The organism is Serratia ficaria (assembly GCF_900187015.1).
GTDB classification, from domain to species: Bacteria; Pseudomonadota; Gammaproteobacteria; order Enterobacterales; family Enterobacteriaceae; genus Serratia; species Serratia ficaria.
Genome location: NZ_LT906479.1, coordinates 4,922,867 through 4,940,363 on the forward strand (window position 1 = coordinate 4,922,867; position 17,497 = coordinate 4,940,363).

The following is a 17,497-nucleotide window of genomic DNA, read 5'->3' on the forward strand; positions in this document are numbered from 1 at the left end:
ACAGTCTAGTCCTGGCGGCAGAATAAGAAAGCGTAAAAAACTCATCCCTCTGTTCAAAAAATTAGATGGAGTGGGAAAGCGATCGACAGCGGATTTGTTGAGCGGGCGGCGGCGGAAAACGGGCAAAAAAAAAGCCAGCACCCGAGCTGGCTAAGTAAACACTGGAAGCAATGTGAGCAATGTCGTGCCTTCGCAGCGAGAGCATCAAAGGCTGATGCCCTCCCCGGAACGCATCGCAATAATAATCATTATCATTCGCACCTGTAAAGCGTTTTTTTGACCAACCGGGAATAATGTTGACTCGATACGATAAACGGATAAATTCAGAGGTTATTCAACCGGTAAGCGACAGGAGCAGCGACATGAGCGAAATAGTGGTTCGTCACGTGGAAACAACCGATGCGCAGGCTTTGCAACAGCTCTACTCTCAGCCCGCCCTCTACCGTGACACCCTACATCTGCCGCTGCAGTCAATAGAACTGTGGCAACGCCGTCTTGCCGAACAACCGCCTGGCATGCACAACCTGGTGGCCTGCCTCGATGGGCAACTTGTCGGGCAGTTGGCCGTAGAACTGAACCAGCGCGTGCGCCGCCGCCACGTGGCCACCTTCGGCCTCGGCGTCGATTCCCGTTATCAGGGCCAAGGGATCGGCAGCAGCCTGATGCAGGCGATGATCGACATCTGCGACAGCTGGGCGGCCATCGAGCGCATCGAGCTGACGGTATTTACCGACAATCAGGCGGCCATCGCGCTGTACCGCAAGTTCGGCTTCGAGATAGAAGGCACCAGCCGCCGCTACGCCATGCGCGACGGAGTGCTGGTCGACGCCTACCACATGGCGCGCTTTCGTTCCGCGCAGGCAAACGGCGATGCATAACGCCGCAGGTAAGACGGGGCCGCTGAGCCGGCCCCTCGCCCTTAGCCGCCGCACCTTTCTGCAGGCGCTGGCGTGCCTCACCGGCGCCGTCGGCGTCCTTTCTCCCACCACATTATTGGGGACCGCTATGCCAACTTCAGCCACCCTGCGGACCGGCGCCCGCAACCTGATTACCGACGTCCCCGGCCTGAAGGTCGGGGTAGCGCAGGACAGCAAGGTGCGCACCGGCGCCACGGTGATCCTGCCGGATCGGCCGGCGATCGCCGCCGTGGACGTGCGCGGCGGCGGCCCGGCCACCCGCGAAACCGACGCGCTGGGGGAAGACAACCTGGTGCAGACCCTCGATGCGCTGGTGCTGAGCGGCGGCTCGGTTTACGGCCTGGCGGCGGCGGACGGCGTGGCGGCCTGGCTGGGGCAACAGGGCAAGGGTTACGCCCTGCGCCCGGCGCCCGGGGTGCCGGTTTCGCCGATCGTGCCCACCGCCTGCCTGTACGACTTAAGCAATGCCGGAGATAAAGACTGGCAGCTCGCTCCCCCCTACCGCCAGTTGGGCATCGAGGCGGCCGGCAAGGCGAGCCTGGATTTCCCTCTGGGCACCGTGGGCGCCGGTTACGGCGCCATGACCGGCATGGGCAAGCTGAAGGGCGGTCTCGGATCCGCCTCGGCGATCGCCGCCAACGGCGCCGCCGTCGGCGCGCTGGTGGCGGTCAACAGCCTGGGTTCGGTGGTCGCGCCCGGCACCCGGGCTTTTTGGGCCACCCCTTATGAAATCAACGGCGAATTCGGCAATGGCGGCGCCGCGGCGCTGGCGCAGCTGCAGGCGCAGGGCGAAGACTGGATGGTGAAGGAGCCGGAAGGCGGCCGGAAGAATACCACCCTGGCCTGCATCGCCACCGATCTGGCGCTGACGCGGGTAGAGCTGAAACGGGTGGCCATCATGGCGCAGGACGGCATGGCGCGCGCCATTCGCCCGCTGCACAGCCCGTTCGACGGCGACGTGGTGTTCGCCCTGTCGACCGGCCAACGCGAGGTGCAGGGCAGCCGCGAACTGGCGGTGCTGCAGATTGGCGCTCTGGCGGCGGATACCCTGGCGCGGGCGATCGCCCGCGGCGTGTATGCCGCCACCCCATGGCCGGGCAGCCAGGTGGTGACCTGGCGCAGTCTGGCCTGAGCCGACGCCATAAAAAAAGGGGCGTCATCGCCCCTTTGCCGCGCCCGCCGGTTAAATCCCGGCGGTTTCCCGAATGTAGCGGCGCGCCTTGACCGCGTATTCGAACGGGTTGGCCAGCGCCGGATCCTGCTCGGCCTCCACCACCATCCATCCCTGGTAGCCGCGCTCGTCCAGCAGCCGGAACACCGGCCGGAAGTCGATCACCCCGTCACCCGGCACGGTGAAAGTGCCCTTCTTCACGCCGTCGAGGAAGCTCAGCTTGTTGGCCTTCACTTCCGCCACCACCTCATCGCGCACGTCTTTCAGGTGAACGTGGTTGATGCGCGGCAGATACTTTTCGAGGATCGCCATCATCGCCTGCTGGCTGCCTTCCGAGTAGTAGGCGTGGCCGGTATCGAACAGCAGGTAGACGTCGTCGTTGACCATGCTCATGTAACGGTCGATCTCTTCCGTGGTCTGGATGCCGGTGCCCATATGGTGGTGCAGACAGACCTGCATCCCCTTGGCGGCAGCGATCTTCGCCAGCGCGTTGTAACCGTCGGCCACCCGCTGCCACTCTTCATCGCTGAAATGCGGCTTCTCTTCGAACACCCCCTTGGCGGTGCCCTGAATGCTCTGGCTCTGCTCGGAGCAACCGATCACCCGGGCGCCCATCGCATGCAGGAAGTTCATGTGGTTGATAAATTCATCGATGGTTTTTTCCTTCAGGCCGTCGGCGAAGAAGGTACTGAACCAGGCGTTGCAGATCTGGATGCCGCGGATATCCAGCATCGGCTTCAGCACCGCCGGATCGCGCGGGTACTTGCTGCCCACTTCGCTGCCGGTGAACCCGGCCAGCGCCATTTCGCTGACGCACTGCTGGAAGGTGTTTTCCTTGCCCAGATCGGGCATGTCGTCATTGGTCCAGCCGATCGGCGCGATGGCCAGCTTTACGTGGTCTTTGTTCATTTTCAGCCTCAATCATCGGATGGCGCGCCGGGGCGCAGGCCGCCGGCGCACCGAAAGGTTATTTGCCCAGCAGCTCTCGTTCGATGCGCTCGCGGGTCGCCACCGCCTGACTCTTCATCTTTTCCGGATAGCCGAACAGCGAGGTGCAGATGATCGACTCTCCGCCAACCTTAAAGTTGCGGTTGGCGAACTCCATGTCGCGCAGGGTCTGGAACAGCGCGTCGAAGTCCACTTCGCCTTCGCCGATGCCCACGTGCTGGTGCACCGCAGCGTCAACGCCCGGCGGGTTGACGATATAGCGGCAATGCTTGGTGTGGTTCATGGTGTCGGCGATCAGCACGTGCGAGAGATCGTCGCCGGCGTACTTCAGCATGCCGGCCACGTCGCCCTGCCCCTTGTCGTAATAGAAGCTGTGCGGCACGCTGTAGAGGTATTTGACGTGATCGCTGCGCAGCGACTTCACCATGTCGGCGGTTTCGTTGCTCAGTTCGCAGAAGTCCCACGGATGCGACTGGATCTCCATGCGAATGCCCTCGCGCTCGATAATCGGCAGCAGCTCCTCCATCGAGCGGTACCACAACTCTTCGCAGATCTCCGGTTCGTTGGGGTTGCCCGCCAGCTCGGTGTTGATCACCTGAACGCCCATTTCCACCGCGATCTCGATCATCCGCCGCCAATTTTTGACCGCCGCCTGGCGGCGATCTTCGCCCGGGCCGGACCAGCGGTATACCACGATGAACGAGGAGATCTCCACGCCGGTAGCCTTCAGGGCATTTTTGTATTCCGCCATAATTTCGCGGCTGGCTTTCGGATGCTTATAAAACGGATTTATCTGCGGGTGCGGCGACTGTTCGATGTATTTATAACCCCAGTCGGCCACCTGCTGAACCATCCGGGTCACGCCCAAATCCCGGATGACATCGACATCAAAAGCGATCTTCATGGTCACTCCTCTTCAACGTAGATCGGCGGTTCAGGCGGTTATTTGTTGTAGAACGCCGGGCGCGCCGGCAGGGTCACCGGCACTATCTCGCCGCTGAGCTGGGCGGCCACGCAGGCGTCGGCGGTAACCGAGGCGGCGTAACCGTCCCAGGCGGAAGGCCCGGTCAGCGCCCCCGCCAACACGTCGTTGATGAAACCCTGCAGCTCGACGTCGTAGGCGTCGATAAAGCGTTCCTTCCAGTCGGTCAGGATTTCGGTCGACAGCCGGGCGCCGCTGCGCATCTGCACCGAAGACGGCTCAGGCAGCCTGGCGATGCCGGTCTCCCCCACCACTTCGCACTGAATGTCATAGCCGTACTGGCAGTTCACGAAGATTTCGACGTCGATGCGCGTGCCCTTGGCGGTTTCGAACAGTACGATCTGCGGGTCTTTCAGGTGCGGGAACGCCTTCGGACTCTTGCGCGGGAACACCACCTGCACCGACACATAGTCGTCGTCCAGCAGCCAGCGCAGCACGTCAATCTCATGGATCAGCGTGTCGGTGATCGCCATATCGGTGGTGTAAGCCTCGCCGACGGTCGGGTTGCGGTGCGCGCAGTGCAGCATCAGCGGTTCGCCGATCTGGCCGCTGGTCAGCACCTGTTTCAACGCGCGGTAACCCCGATCGTAAGGGCGCATAAAGCCGACCTGCACCAGACGTTTGCCGTGCTTCGCTTCGGCGTCGACGATGTTTTTGCAGCCCTGCGCGGTCACCGCCAGCGGCTTCTCGCAGAACACCGGCTTACCGGCGGCGATCGCCGCCAGCACGAACTCTTCATGGCTCGGCCCCCAGGAGGTGACCAGCACCGCCTGCACGTCCGCAGCGTTGATCAGATCATGGCCGTTGTCATAGACCCGGGCGTCCAGCTGCAGATCGCTCACCACCCTGGCGGCGTTGTCGCGATTGATGTCGTTCACCGCGACGACGCGGGCGCCCTGCAACACCTTGCTGCAGCGACGGATGTGATCGCGGCCGATGGCGCCGGTGCCGATAACCCCAATATTCAATGTCATTTCGCTACCCTCGAGATTTATGTATGAGAACGAATCAGTATTCGCGTGCCTTATCGACGTTTTCCTGCAGCCTGCGGGCCACCGCGACGATTTTTTCGCTGTCGGCCACCTGGGCGCCGCCCACGCGCCACCAGCTGAAATATTTGTGCACCATGGTTTTCGGCAGCACCTTGATATCCAGCAGGGTGGAGACGGTTTGCTTGCGGGCATCGGCCAGCGCCTCGATCAGCTGCTGTTCGGTGGTGATGCTGTAGGTTTTACAGCCGTAGGCCGCCGCCAGCATGGCGAAGTTGACCGGCACCAGCCCGCCGTCGAGCTTGCCGCCCTGCGGGTTGCGAAAGCGGAACTCGGTGGTGTAGCTGTCCATGCCGTGCTCCATCTGCAGGTTGTTGATGCAGCCGTTGGTCATGTTGTCGAACAGCACCACGTTGATTTTGCAGCCTTCCTGGATCGAGGTGACCAGTTCGGAATGCAGCATCATGAAGGCGCCGTCGCCGACCATCGCGTATACCTCACGCTGCGGCTCGGCCAGCTTGACCCCCAGCGCGGCGTTGACCTCGTAGCCCATGCAGGAGTAACCGTACTCGACGTGGTAGCCGTGCTCGCCGTGGTTGTGCCACACGCGCTGCAGGTCGCCCGGCAGGCTGCCGGCGGCGGCGACGATCACGCCGTCCTGCGGCAGCTGCCGATTCAACACCCCCAGCACCCGGCTTTGGGTCAGGAAGGAATCGGTCTGCGCGATAAACTCGGCGAACACCCGCTCGCGGTCGAGATGGTCGTCTATCTCCGGCACAAAGCCTTCGCCGCTGTATTCCACCGCATACACCCGGGCGGTTTCCCGTTGCTGGGCGCTGCGCGCCTCGGCGATCGCCTCGCCCCAACCGGCGCGGTAATCGGACTGCGCCAGCAGCGCGCTCAGGGCGGTCAACGCCGCGCGGGCGTCCGCCAGCAGCTGCACGCCGTCGAGCTTGCCGGCGTCAAAGGCGCTGACGTTGATATTGAGGAAGTCGACGTGCGGATCCTGGAACAGCCATTTCGACGAGGTGGTGAAATCGGTGTAGCGGGTGCCGACGCCGATCACCAGATCGGCCTGCTTGGCCAGGGTGTTGGCCGCCAGGCAGCCGGTCTCGCCGATGCCGCCCAGGTTGAACTCATGATCGCTCGGCACCGCGCCCTTACCGGCCTGGGTTTCGACGAACGGGATGTGGAAGCGCTCGGCGAACGCGCGCAGCGCCTGCCCGGCCAGCGAGTATTTCACCCCGCCGCCGCACACCAGCAGCGGCTTGCGCTTGGCGCTCACCAGCGCCAGCGCATCCGCCAGCATGCCTTCGGTCGCCGGGCGGCGATCGAGCCGGTGCACGCGTTTTTGGAAGAAGTAGTCCGGGTAGTCGTAGGCTTCGCCCTGCACGTCCTGCGGCAGGCACAGCGTTACCGCGCCGGTTTCCGCCGGATCGGTCAGCACGCGCATGGCGTTGATGCAGGCGCTCATCAGCTGTTCCGGCCGCACGATGCGGTCCCAATATTTGCTCACCGCGCGGAAGGCGTCGTTGGTGCTGATGCTGAGATCGTAAGACTGTTCTATCTGCTGCAGCACCGGATCCGGCTGGCGCGAGGCGTAGACGTCGCCCGGCAGCAGCAGCAAAGGGATGCGGTTGGCGGTGGCGGTGGCCGCGGCGGTGATCATGTTGGCGGCGCCCGGGCCGACGGAGGAGGTGCAGGCGTAAATCTGCCGGCGCAGCTTCTGCTTGGCGAAACCGGTCGCCGCATGGGCCATCCCCTGCTCGTTGCGCCCCTGATGCACCACCAGGTCGCCGCTGTCCTGTTCCAGCGCCTGCCCCAGGCCAAGCACGTTGCCATGGCCAAAAATCGCAAAGACGCCCTTCACGAACTTGGTTTCCACCCCGTCGGCCAGCAGATACTGGTTGTCGAGGAACCTGACCAGCGCCTGCGCCATGGTTAGCTTGATCTTGCCCATTTACTCACCCTTTCGATTGAGGGCCGCCCCGGTGCAACCTCGCTAGCGGGTCGCACGCCCGGTGTTTTGTTACGCGGCGGCAGCTGTTATCTTGAGCGGGCGGTGCCCGCCGCTCACTAAGTCGACAACCTGAAACGTGAAGCGATTATAAACAAATATATTTTTCATAAAATCACATTACAGAAGAAACATTTCATTTTGCGATAAAGATCGCATATTGATGAAAACCCCATTTCATCCCGGCCTTTACTATTCACGGACTTAGCGGCGCCATCCCGCGCCCGCCGCCGTTCTCCGGCCGGCGGAAGCTCGGCGCGGCCGTCCGGTTGCGGGCCATGTCGTTTCCCGCCGATCGCCGGTTTATCCTCAGCCCCGACGCGGTTTTTCCCCTTTCCTCGCCGGTTGCGGCGATGTTTTAAATGCATCACATTTTTGGGGTGTAAATTTCATTCCATATTGAAATTGAAATTTTTATTCCCCATACTTCAAAACATGCTTCCTGCTGGCGCCGTTATCGGGCCGCAAGCCGGGGTTTTGCTTAATACAGAAGGAAACGGGTATGGCTACACAAGAAAAACAGCTTGATGTCATTTGTCTCGGGCGCATCGCCGTCGATTTCTATGCTCAGCAGATCGGCGCGCGTCTGGAAGACGCCAGCACATTCTCCAAATATCTTGGCGGCTCTTCCGGCAACGTGGCCTACGGCACCGCCATTCAGGGGTTGCGCTCCGGCATGCTGGCGCGCGTCGGCGATGAACACATGGGCCGTTTTCTGCGCGAAGAGCTGCAGCGCGTCGGCGCAGATACCCAATGCCTGATCACCGATCCGCGGCGGCTGACCGGCCTGGTGATCCTCGGCATCAAGGATCAGGAAACCTTCCCGCTGATCTTCTACCGCGAAAACTGCGCCGATATGGCGCTGACGCCGGACGATATCGACGAGTCCTATATCGCTTCGTCGCGGGCGCTGGCCATCACCGGCACCCACCTTTCGCACCCGAACACCCGCGCGGCGGTGCTGAAGGCGCTGGAATACGCCCGCCGCCACGGCCTGCGCACCGCGCTGGATATCGACTACCGCCCGGTATTGTGGGGCCTGACCTCGCCGGGCGACGGCGAAACCCGCTTTGTCGAATCCGAGCAGGTGACGCGCGAACTGCAGGAAGTGCTGCACCACTTTGATTTGATCGTCGGCACCGAAGAAGAGTTTCATATCGCCGGCGGCAGCACCGACACCCTGACCGCGCTGAAAAACGTGCGCCGGGCCACCCGGGCCACGCTGGTATGCAAACGCGGCGCGCAAGGCTGCTCGGTATTTGAAGGCGAGATCGCCGATGACTGGCGGCAGGTGAAGCTGCACTCCGGCGTGCGGGTGGAGGTGCTCAACGTGCTCGGCGCCGGCGACGCCTTTATGTCCGGCCTGCTGCGCGGCTATTTGAACGATGAGGGTTGGGATCAGGCCTGCCGCTACGCCAACGCCTGCGGCGCGCTGGTGGTGTCGCGCCACGGCTGTGCGCCGGCGATGCCGACCAAGAGCGAACTGGACGACTACCTGCTGCGCGAACGGCAGGTGCCGCGCCCGGACCGCGACGCGCGCCTGAACCACCTGCATCGGGTGACCACCCGCAAACGACAGTGGCCGGAGCTGTGCGTGTTCGCCTTCGATCACCGCAAGCAGTTGGCGGACATGGCGCGCGAAGCCAACGTCGGCGAAGAGCGCATCCCCCGCCTGAAGACCCTGCTGCTGGCGGCGGCGCAGCAGGCTGCCGAACAGGCCGGGCTGCACGGCAACAGCGGCATTCTGGCCGACACCACCTACGGCCAGGCGGCGCTGAACGAAATCACCGGCCAGGGCTGGTGGATCGGCCGGCCGGTGGAGCTGCCTAGCTCGCGCCCGCTGCGCCTGGAGCACGGCAATATCGGCTCGCAGCTGATCGACTGGCCGCAGGAGCACGTGGTGAAATGCCTGGTGTTCTATCACCCGCACGATGCCGCCGAACTGCGCCGCGAACAGGACGAGCTGATCGCCGACATCTACCGCGGCTGCTGCAAATCCGGCCATGAACTGCTGCTCGAGGTGATCCTGCCGGACAGCAACGCCGACAAGGACGAACGTTACTATCTGGAGATGATTGAGCACTTTTATCAGCTGGGCGTGCAGCCGGACTGGTGGAAGCTGCCGCCGCTGAGCGCCGCCCACTGGCAGCGGGTCGGCGCGCTGATCGAGGCCAACGATCCCCACTGCCGCGGGGTGCTGATCCTGGGGCTGGACTCACCGGAGGAAACGCTGAAGGCCGGCTTCGCCGCCGCCGCGGACGCCCGTTGGGTGAAAGGTTTCGCCGTCGGTCGCACCATCTTCGGCCAACCTTCGCGCCGCTGGCTGCAGGGCGAGCTGGACGACGCCGCGCTGATCGAACAGGTGAAACAAAAATACCTGACGCTGATCGGTTTCTGGCGCCAGTATCGCCCGCAGAGCGACGGCGCGCGCTGATCGCCGCGTTGCGCGTTATCGTCCCCTTAAGGTGATTTCACCACTTTAAGGGGATTTTTTTGCCGGTTTTCTGTGAAGTAACGCAACTTGCGATCGAATAAATCGCTTTTTGAGGAAATGAAATTTCCACTCCGTCTGTTAGAATGGCCTGTCAACAATTCAGGCGTCAGGCCGATACGCCTTAGCCCACACTGCGAGCCGAATGGATGAACAACCCAACTCAACTTTCGCTGTTACAGGATGAGATTCGCCACCGTTATGAAACGCTGAGCAAACGCTTAAAGCAGGTGGCGCGCTACATTTTGGATAACAGTAACAGCATTGCTTTCGATACCGTCGCCTCCATCGCCGCACAGGCCAGCGTCCCGCCCTCCACCCTGATCCGTTTCGCCAACGCCTTCGGCTTCAGCGGCTTCAACGAAATGAAGCAGGTGTTTCGTCAGCACCTGATGGAAGAAACGGTGAACTACACCGAGCGCGCGCGTCTGTTCCGCCAAACCTCGACCGACGACAACGTGGCGCCGGAAAAACCGGCGGAAATCCTCAACGTGTTCACCATGGTCAACGCCCAGGCGCTGCAGCAGCTGGCGATGCAAATCGCCCCCGAGCAGTTGGATCGCGCGGTCGAGCTGCTGAACAACGCCGAGAATATCTACGTGATCGGCCTGCGCCGTTCGTTCAGCGTCGCCTCTTACCTCACCTATGCGCTGCGCCATCTGGAGCGCAGGGCGTTTCTGATCGACGGGCTGGGCGGCATGTTTACCGAACAGCTGAGCATGGTGAAACCGAAGGACGTGGTGATCGCCATCAGCTACTCGCCGTATGCGCAAGAAGCGCTGGAGCTGGTGGAGCTGGGCGCCAAGCGCGGCGCGCAACAGATCGCCATCACCGACAGCCAGGTCAGCCCGCTGGCCGCCTTCAGCGACGTGTGCTTTGTGGTGCGCGAAGCGCAGGTGGACGGGTTCCGCTCGCAGGTCGCCTCGATGTGCCTGGCGCAAACCCTGGCGGTCTCGCTGGCGCTGAACAACGCCAAGGACGAATAACGCTGAATAACGACGGGCCCGGCAAGCCGGGCCCGCTAACGCTTACTTCGCCGCCGGATAACCGTCGCTGTTAATCCAGGCGTGATCTTTCTCCCAGGTGAATTTCCACAGCCGCACCGGCCCGGCCATCACGTTGAGATAGTAATTGTCGTAACCGGCCAGGGTCGCGACCGGGTGGTAGCCGCGCGGCACTTTCACCACGTCGCGGTTATAGACCGGCATGCATTCGTCCAGAGCGCGGTCGTCGGTATACACGCGCTGCATGCAGAAGCCCTGTTCCGGTTGGATGCGATGGTAGTAAGTCTCTTCCAGATAGGTTTCATCCGGCGAGTCTTCCCGATCGTGCTTGTGGCTGGGATAAGAACTGGTGTTGCCCTCGTCGGTGTACACTTCCACCACCAGCAGGCTGTCGGCCGGTTCGCTGTCCGGCAAAATATTGTGCACCAGCCGTTGGTTGCGCCCCTTGCCGCGCCGCTCCACGCCGACATCCGCCGGGGTGATCAGCCGCGACGGCAGGTGACCGCCGCCCGGCGCGCTGCATACCGCCAGCTCCAAATCGGTTTCCGCCCGCACCTCGATGCGATCCTGATGCGGCACGTACACCGCGTAAGGCGGCGTGCGCTCGAACGGGCTCATGCGCTTGCCGATATGCGGGTATTCCGCCCGCAGGGTGGCGACCGAGGCGATGCCGGCCACCAGCACCAGGCACAGCTCCCGGTCGCCGCTTTCCAGCTGCAGCGACTCGCCGGCCGCCAGGCGATAAACCTCGAACCCGACAAAGCGCCAGCCGGCATTTTCCGGGGTGACGTGCTGGATGCGCCCCTGGGCGTTCGGCTGCTGACATTTGGCAAGCAGTGAAGACATGACGATTCTCCTGTTAACCTATAGCGTTACAAATGCAGCGGCCGTCGCTCCAATGAAGCAACGGCCTTGTTCTGCCTGCGGGGATTAGCCCAGCGTCGGCATGCTGTATTCCGACACCGTCTGCTGCCCGGTCGGCCAGCGTGCGGTGGCGGTTTTCATGCGGGTATAGAAGCGCACGCCGTCGGTGCCGTGCACGTTCAGCGCGCCGAACACCGAGCGTTTCCAGCCGCCGAAGCTGTGGAACGCCATCGGCACCGGCACCGGCACGTTGACGCCGACCATCCCGGCCTGCACTTCCTGCACGAACTGGCGCGCGTAGTGGCCGTTGCTGGTAAAGATGGCGGCGCCGTTGCCGAACTCATGGCCGTTAACCGTGTCGATGGCGGTCTGGTAGTCCGGCACCCGCACGATGCCCAGCACCGGCCCGAAGATCTCTTCGCGGTAGATGCGCATGTCCGGCTTCACGTTATCGAACAGCGTGCCGCCGACGTAGTACCCCTCAGGATAGCCCGCCACCTGATAGTTGCGGCCGTCGGCCACCAGCGTGGCGCCCTCTTCGACGCCAAGGTCGATATAACCCAGCACCTTTTTCTGGTGGGCGGAGGAAACCAGCGGGCCCATTTCGTTCTCTTCGCCGCCCTGCTGAATGCCCGGGCCGACGCGCAGTTGCGCAATCAAGGGTTTCAGCTTGGCGATCAGCCTGTCGGCGGTGCTGTCGCCGACCACCACCGCCACCGGCAGCGCCATGCAGCGTTCGCCGGCGGAGCCGAAAGCGCCGCCCATCAGGGCGTTAACCGTGGCGTCCAGATCGGCGTCCGGCATGATGATCGCCTGATTCTTCGCCGCGCCGAAGGCCTGCACCCGCTTGCCGTGGGCGCTGGCGGTGGTATAGATGTGCTCCGCCACGGTGGACGAGCCGACAAAGCTCACCGCCTGAATGCGCGGATCGGTGCACAGCTGCGCAGCGTCTTCGTTGGCGCAGTGCACCACGTTGAACACGCCGTCCGGCAGGCCGGCTTCTTTCAGCAGTTCGGCCAGGCGCACCGACGCCGAAGGCACCAGCGCCGGCGGCTTGAGCACGAAGGTGTTGCCGCAGGCCAGCGCGATCGGGAACATCCACATCGGCACCATCGCCGGGAAGTTGAACGGGGTGATGCCCGCCACCACGCCCAGCGGTTGCATCAGCGAGAAGCTGTCAACGCCGCCGCCGACGTCCGGCGAATACTCGCCCTTGATGAGGTGCGGAATGCCGCAGGCGAATTCAACCACTTCGATGCCGCGGGTCAGTTCGCCCAGGGCGTCGGAATAGACTTTGCCGTGCTCGCTGACGATCAGCGCCGCCAGCTCGTCGCGATGCTGCTCCAGCAGCGCCTTGAAGTTGAACATGACGCGCGCGCGGCGCAGCGGCGTGGTGCGCGACCAGTCGGCAAACGCCCGATGGGCCACGTCGATGGCCTGTTTCACCTCGGCGGCGGTGCTCTGGGTGACGCGGCGTTCAACCTGCCCGGTCGCCGGGTTATGCACGTCGACGGTTTGATTACTGCTGCTCAGGCACACTTGCCCGCCAATAAAGTTACCCACGGTTTTCATGTCACACCCTCTTTTCAAGTCCGCTGTCGCCCGGCCGCAAACGGCATGGCGTTAATCATCCTGTCTGCCAGGCGGCGCCCGCACACAGGCTAAATCCTGACCGGATGCAGCAAACTCTATTTCATTGAAAAAAAAGTTTCAAATAAATTATTTTAGAAATTTTGTTTTTAGTGCGGAAGGTCGCAATTTTGCCACGGCGCCGTACAAAGCCATTGCATCGCCGCCGGGCGCGCGTCCCGACGGCGGCAAGCCAGCCCGCAGCAATTACCCATGACTTTTATACAGAAAAGCTTCGGTGCCGGCGGCCAGACGCCGCGTAACCCGGCCCGCGAAAGTTCGATGTCGCTTGCCGTCGATTTGCGGTTTTTTTTGAACTGGATCGAAAAATCTATATTTCATTATTCACTAATTATGAAATAAATGTTCTTGTTTAGGCCAGAATCAATTCACTATCACCGTCTTGATGACAGGCACGGTTCACACCCTTTCGCCGCCTTCTCCCTACCCTGCTGCGCGCGCGGAAGCCAGGATAAAAATCGGAGCGATACATGTCATATCAGCGTAAGCACAATACCGGGTACATACTGCGAATTTGCGGCATCGCGGCGCTCGGCGGCATTCTGTTCGGTTACGATACCGCCGTGATCTCCGGCGCGATAGAAGCCCTGAAAACCTATTTTGATCTCAGCCCGGCGGAAACCGGCTGGGCGGTCTCCAACGTGGTGATCGGCTGCGTGATCGGCGCCTTCGCCGCCGGGCCGCTGGCGGCGCGCTACGGCCGCAAAAAGGCGCTGATGCTGGCGGCCCTGCTGTTCACCGTCTCGGCGATCGGCGCCGCGCTGGCCCCGACCTTCAGCTGGTTCGTCATCTATCGCATTATCGGCGGGCTGGCGGTCGGCATCGCCGCCACCGTCTCGCCGATGTACATGTCGGAAGTGTCGCCGAAAGACATGCGCGGCCGCGCGCTCAGCATGCAGCAGTTCGCCATCGTCTTCGGCCAGATCGTGATTTTCTACGTTAACTTCAAAATCGCCAGCATCGCCAGCGAAGCCTGGCTGGTGGACATGGGCTGGCGCTGGATGTTCGCCTCCGGCGTGCTCCCCTGCATCCTGTTCTGCATTCTGGTGTTTATCATTCCCGAGTCGCCGCGCTGGAACGTCATGATGGGCCGGGACGATCAGGCGCTGGCGATGCTGACCAAGGTCTCCAACGCCGCGCATGCGCAGAATCTGCTGCAGGAGATCAAGGACTCGCTGCGCCAGGACCGGCAGAAGCATCAGCAGAAGCTGAACTACCGCGACGTGCGGGTGCGCTTCATTCTGTTCGTCGGCTGCATGGTAGCCATGCTGCAACAGGTTACCGGCGTCAACGTGATGATGTACTACGCGCCGGTGGTGTTGAAAACCGTCACCGAGAATGCGCAGGAAGCGCTGTTCCAGACCATCTGGATCGGCGTGCTGCAGCTGATCGGTTCGGTGATCGGCGCCGTGCTGATGGATCGCATGGGGCGCATTCCGCTGATGCGCTACGGCACGCTGGGCGCCATCGCCGGCCTGCTGCTCACCTCTTATGCGCTTTACACGCAGGCCACCGGCTACTTCGCGCTGTTCGGCATGCTGTTCTTCATGCTGTTCTTCGCGCTGTCGTGGGGCGTGGGCACCTGGGTGCTGGTATCGGAAATTTTCCCCAACCGCATGCGCGCGCAGGGCATGAGCATCGCCGTCGGCTGCATGTGGCTGGCCAACTTCGTGGTGTCGCAGAGTTTCCCGATGATTAACGACAACCCTTATCTGTTCTCTCATTTCCACGGCGCCTTCCCGATGTGGATCTTCGCCGGCTGCTGCCTGTTCGGCTACTGGTTTATCGGCCGCTACATTCCGGAAACCAAAGGCGTCTCGCTGGAGAAAATGGAAGAGGTGGTGATGGCCAAACGAGACCGCCAACCGTTGGCCGCCACGCCGCAGGCGCCGTTGGAAAACGGCAAATCCTGATCAACCCCTGTTACTTACCCCCTACAGCTGGAGTAGTGCATCATGACCATTGCGCTGGACCGTTTTTGCATCAACCGCAAGATTGCCCCAAACCTCGATCTGGAACGCTTTTTCCGCCTGGTGAAAAAGTGCGGGCTCAGCAAAGTCGAGCTGCGCAACGATATGCCCAGCGGCAAGGTGACCGATAACCTGAGCGACGCGCAGCTCAATGCGCTGGCCGCCGAATATGGCATCGACATCGTCACCATCAACGCCCTCGGCATGTTTAACCTGCCGGACGACGCCGCCGCGCTGCAGCAGCGCGCGGAAGCCTTGCTGCGCCAGGCGCAGGCCATCCGCAGCCGGGCGCTGGTGCTGTGCCCGCACTGCAGCGCCGACGACTCACGCAGCGAACGGCAAAAACGGGACGATACGCTGGCCGCGCTGAAGCTGCTGGCGCCGTTGTTCCAGCGCTACGGCGTGCAGGGCTACGTCGAGCCGCTGGGCTTCGGCATCAGCTCGCTGCGCTCGTCGCTGCTGACGCAGGCGCTGATCCGCGACTCGGGCGCACCCTACAAAATCGTGCTCGATACCTTCCACCATTATCTCAGCGACGTGGCGCAGGCCGATTTCGACGCGCAGATCCAGGTGGCGCAAATCGGCCTGGTGCATCTGTCCGGGGTGGAAGACCCGCGGGCCAGGGAAACGCTGAGCGACGAAGAGCGCGTCATGCTGAGCGACGGGGATCGGCTGGAAAGCCGGCGGCAGGTGCAGAACCTGGAACGGCTCGGTTATACCGGCATCTATGCCTTCGAGCCGTTCTCCTCGCAGCTGGATGGCTGGTCGGAAGCGGATATCGAACGCGAAATTCGCCGGAGCATCGCCCTGCTGCAGGGGTAACACTCCGGCGAACGGCCTCTGCGGAGGCCGTTTTTTATGGCGTTATTTCAGGTTGCCGACCACCAGCTGATGGCGAGCGTTGTAGAATTTGCGATAGGCCAGGTAGCCGGCAATGATGGTCGACAGGCTGGCGGTGGACAGCAGCATAAAGGTCACCATGATCTGATATTTGATCGCTTTGACCGGATCGATACCGGCGAAGATCAGGCCGGACATCATGCCCGGCAGGCTCACCAGCCCGACGGTTTTCGCCGAATCGACGGTGGGAATGAGCGAAGCGCGAATGCTGTCGCGGATCAGCGTCGCCGAGGCGAATTTCGGCGTAGCGCCCAGGCTGAGCATCTCCTGGATCTTCTGCTGATCGCCTTTGAAGCGCTGCCCGAGATTGGTGTAGCACAGCCCTACCGCCACCATGGCATTGCCGGCCACCATGCCGGCGATCGGGATCACCTGCATCGGGGTGAACTCGATCGAGCCGGTCAACACCAGCACCGCCAGCGTCAGCACCGCGCCGGTGGTGATGGCGATAAACGAGGTGACGAACGCGCGTTCGATATATTTGCTGCGCTTCTTGGCGTTGTAGGCGGCGTTGAAACAGATGAACAGCACCATCAGCACGGTAAGCGCGGCGTTGTTCAGGTCGAAAATATATTTCAGCACATAGCCGACGGCAATCAGCTGCACCACCGCCCGGCAGATGCTCCAGATAATGTCCTTTTCCAGCGCCAGCTTTTCCCGGTGGCTGATCAGGATGGCGATGACCACCAAGACCATCGACAGCCCTAATGATTCATTGGTGATGTTATGCTGGTTCATCGGCGTGCTCCTGTCGTTGGGCGCTGTGCGCAGGCAGCGTGATCACCTCATCCGCGTGCCTGATTTCTTCCGTATCGTGCGTCACCCACAGCACCGCCAGCCGCTGTTCCGCCACCAGCCGATGGATCAATTCGTTGACGTTGCGCTTGTTGTCTTCGTCCAGCGCGCTGGTGATTTCATCCAGCAACAGCACCCGGGGCATAAACTGCAGGTTGCGGATCAGCGAAATGCGCTGCTTTTCGCCGCCCGAAAGTTCGTTGATGCTCTTTTTCAACATGCTGTCCGGCAGGCCAAAACGCGCCAGGTCGGCCTGCATTTTCTGTTCGTCCGGCTGTTGCTTGCGGATCTGATAAGGCAGCGCAATGTTGTCGTACACCGTATTGCCGAACAGCGAGGGCGTCTGGAAACAGTAAGAGACCTGTTTGCGGTAATCCTCCGGCCGCATGGCGGTGATGGCCTGGCCGGCGAAGGTCAGGGTGCCGCGGGTGGGATCCATCAGCGAGGAGATGATTTTAAGCAAGGTGCTTTTTCCACAGCCCGAGGGGCCGGTAATCAATTTAAATTCCCCTTCCGCAAGCCCGAAAGAGACGGAATCAAGGATCACCTGGCCATCTATTTGATAATGAATATCATCCAATCTGAGTATTTCTTTGTTTTCCTTCATGATGACGACGGCTCCGCGCTTCCACTGGCAATTGAGCGTTAAGTATATGGCCGTAAAAAACATATTGGCAACGCCTGCTAGGCGCGAAAAAATCGCCGGCAAGCAGGCGGAGCCTGTCGGCCCCGCCAAATGATAAAATTTATTAATGATTATCGGTGAAAGGCAGTCAAAGACTGGAACGGCTGAATAACG

14 protein-coding genes are annotated in these 17,497 nt (G+C 61.8%); 6 read left to right on the forward strand and 8 right to left on the reverse strand.

Features of this window, described 5'->3' with window-relative positions:
- Positions 1-362 precede the first annotated feature (362 nt).
- Together CKW09_RS23080 and CKW09_RS23085 are read left to right on the forward strand one after the other, a co-directional pair.
- A complete protein-coding gene (locus CKW09_RS23080; RefSeq protein WP_095099712.1) occupies positions 363-878 on the forward strand; it encodes a GNAT family N-acetyltransferase in 516 nt (171 codons plus the stop codon).
- Entirely contained in the window at positions 871-2,049 is a 1,179-nt protein-coding gene (locus CKW09_RS23085) for a P1 family peptidase (protein ID WP_061800599.1), read from the forward strand. Before CKW09_RS23080 ends, CKW09_RS23085 begins: the two co-directional genes overlap by 8 nt.
- Before the next feature lie 51 nt (positions 2,050-2,100).
- Here the strand turns inward: CKW09_RS23085 and iolE are convergent, their stop codons facing one another.
- From iolE to iolD, 4 genes are read right to left on the reverse strand one after another with little or no spacing between them, the layout of a single operon-like run.
- Positions 2,101-2,997 (reverse strand): myo-inosose-2 dehydratase, encoded by an 897-nt coding sequence (gene iolE, locus CKW09_RS23090; protein ID WP_061799519.1) that lies wholly within the window; start codon positions 2,995-2,997, stop codon positions 2,101-2,103.
- 58 nt (positions 2,998-3,055) lie between these two features.
- Positions 3,056-3,940 carry a sugar phosphate isomerase/epimerase family protein gene (locus CKW09_RS23095; protein ID WP_061799521.1) on the reverse strand — a complete coding sequence of 295 codons (885 nt, stop codon included), beginning with the start codon at positions 3,938-3,940 and terminating at the stop codon, positions 3,056-3,058.
- Positions 3,941-3,978: 38 nt separating this feature from the next.
- Complete coding sequence (locus CKW09_RS23100; protein WP_061799523.1) at positions 3,979-4,992, reverse strand: Gfo/Idh/MocA family protein; 1,014 nt, start codon at positions 4,990-4,992, stop codon at positions 3,979-3,981.
- A gap of 34 nt (positions 4,993-5,026) precedes the next feature.
- The gene (gene iolD / locus CKW09_RS23105; RefSeq protein WP_061799525.1) at positions 5,027-6,967 is read right to left on the reverse strand and encodes a 3D-(3,5/4)-trihydroxycyclohexane-1,2-dione acylhydrolase (decyclizing); all 1,941 of its coding nucleotides are present in this window, start codon (positions 6,965-6,967) and stop codon (positions 5,027-5,029) included.
- Positions 6,968-7,526: 559 nt separating this feature from the next.
- On the opposite strand from iolD, the gene CKW09_RS23110 reads away from it, so the two are divergent.
- Both CKW09_RS23110 and CKW09_RS23115 read left to right on the forward strand, forming a co-directional pair.
- Positions 7,527-9,458, forward strand: a complete 1,932-nt coding sequence (locus tag CKW09_RS23110; RefSeq protein WP_061799527.1) for a bifunctional 5-dehydro-2-deoxygluconokinase/5-dehydro-2-deoxyphosphogluconate aldolase — start codon at positions 7,527-7,529, stop codon at positions 9,456-9,458.
- Between the two features lie 206 nt (positions 9,459-9,664).
- Positions 9,665-10,501 carry a MurR/RpiR family transcriptional regulator gene (locus tag CKW09_RS23115; protein ID WP_061799529.1) on the forward strand — a complete coding sequence of 279 codons (837 nt, stop codon included), beginning with the start codon at positions 9,665-9,667 and terminating at the stop codon, positions 10,499-10,501.
- Between the two features lie 42 nt (positions 10,502-10,543).
- Here CKW09_RS23115 and iolB read toward each other — a convergent pair whose 3' ends face one another.
- Positions 10,544-11,365, reverse strand: a complete 822-nt coding sequence (gene iolB / locus CKW09_RS23120; protein ID WP_095099715.1) for a 5-deoxy-glucuronate isomerase — start codon at positions 11,363-11,365, stop codon at positions 10,544-10,546.
- Between the two features lie 84 nt (positions 11,366-11,449).
- Positions 11,450-12,955 (reverse strand): CoA-acylating methylmalonate-semialdehyde dehydrogenase, encoded by a 1,506-nt coding sequence (locus CKW09_RS23125; RefSeq protein WP_095099719.1) that lies wholly within the window; start codon positions 12,953-12,955, stop codon positions 11,450-11,452.
- 548 nt (positions 12,956-13,503) lie between these two features.
- Between CKW09_RS23125 and CKW09_RS23130 the strand changes: the two genes are divergently transcribed.
- Both CKW09_RS23130 and CKW09_RS23135 read left to right on the forward strand, forming a co-directional pair.
- Positions 13,504-14,946, forward strand: a complete 1,443-nt coding sequence (locus CKW09_RS23130) for a sugar porter family MFS transporter (protein ID WP_095099722.1) — start codon at positions 13,504-13,506, stop codon at positions 14,944-14,946.
- 42 nt (positions 14,947-14,988) lie between these two features.
- Entirely contained in the window at positions 14,989-15,825 is an 837-nt protein-coding gene (locus CKW09_RS23135) for a TIM barrel protein (RefSeq protein WP_061799535.1), read from the forward strand.
- Between the two features lie 42 nt (positions 15,826-15,867).
- Here CKW09_RS23135 and fetB read toward each other — a convergent pair whose 3' ends face one another.
- On the reverse strand, positions 15,868-16,641 hold the full coding sequence (fetB, locus tag CKW09_RS23140) for an iron efflux ABC transporter permease subunit FetB (protein ID WP_061799536.1): 774 nt from the start codon (positions 16,639-16,641) through the stop codon (positions 15,868-15,870).
- Positions 16,628-17,305, reverse strand: coding sequence for an iron efflux ABC transporter ATP-binding subunit FetA (gene fetA / locus CKW09_RS23145; protein ID WP_061799538.1), 678 nt, complete (start codon positions 17,303-17,305; stop codon positions 16,628-16,630). Before fetA ends, fetB begins: the two co-directional genes overlap by 14 nt.
- Positions 17,306-17,497: the final 192 nt, after the last annotated feature.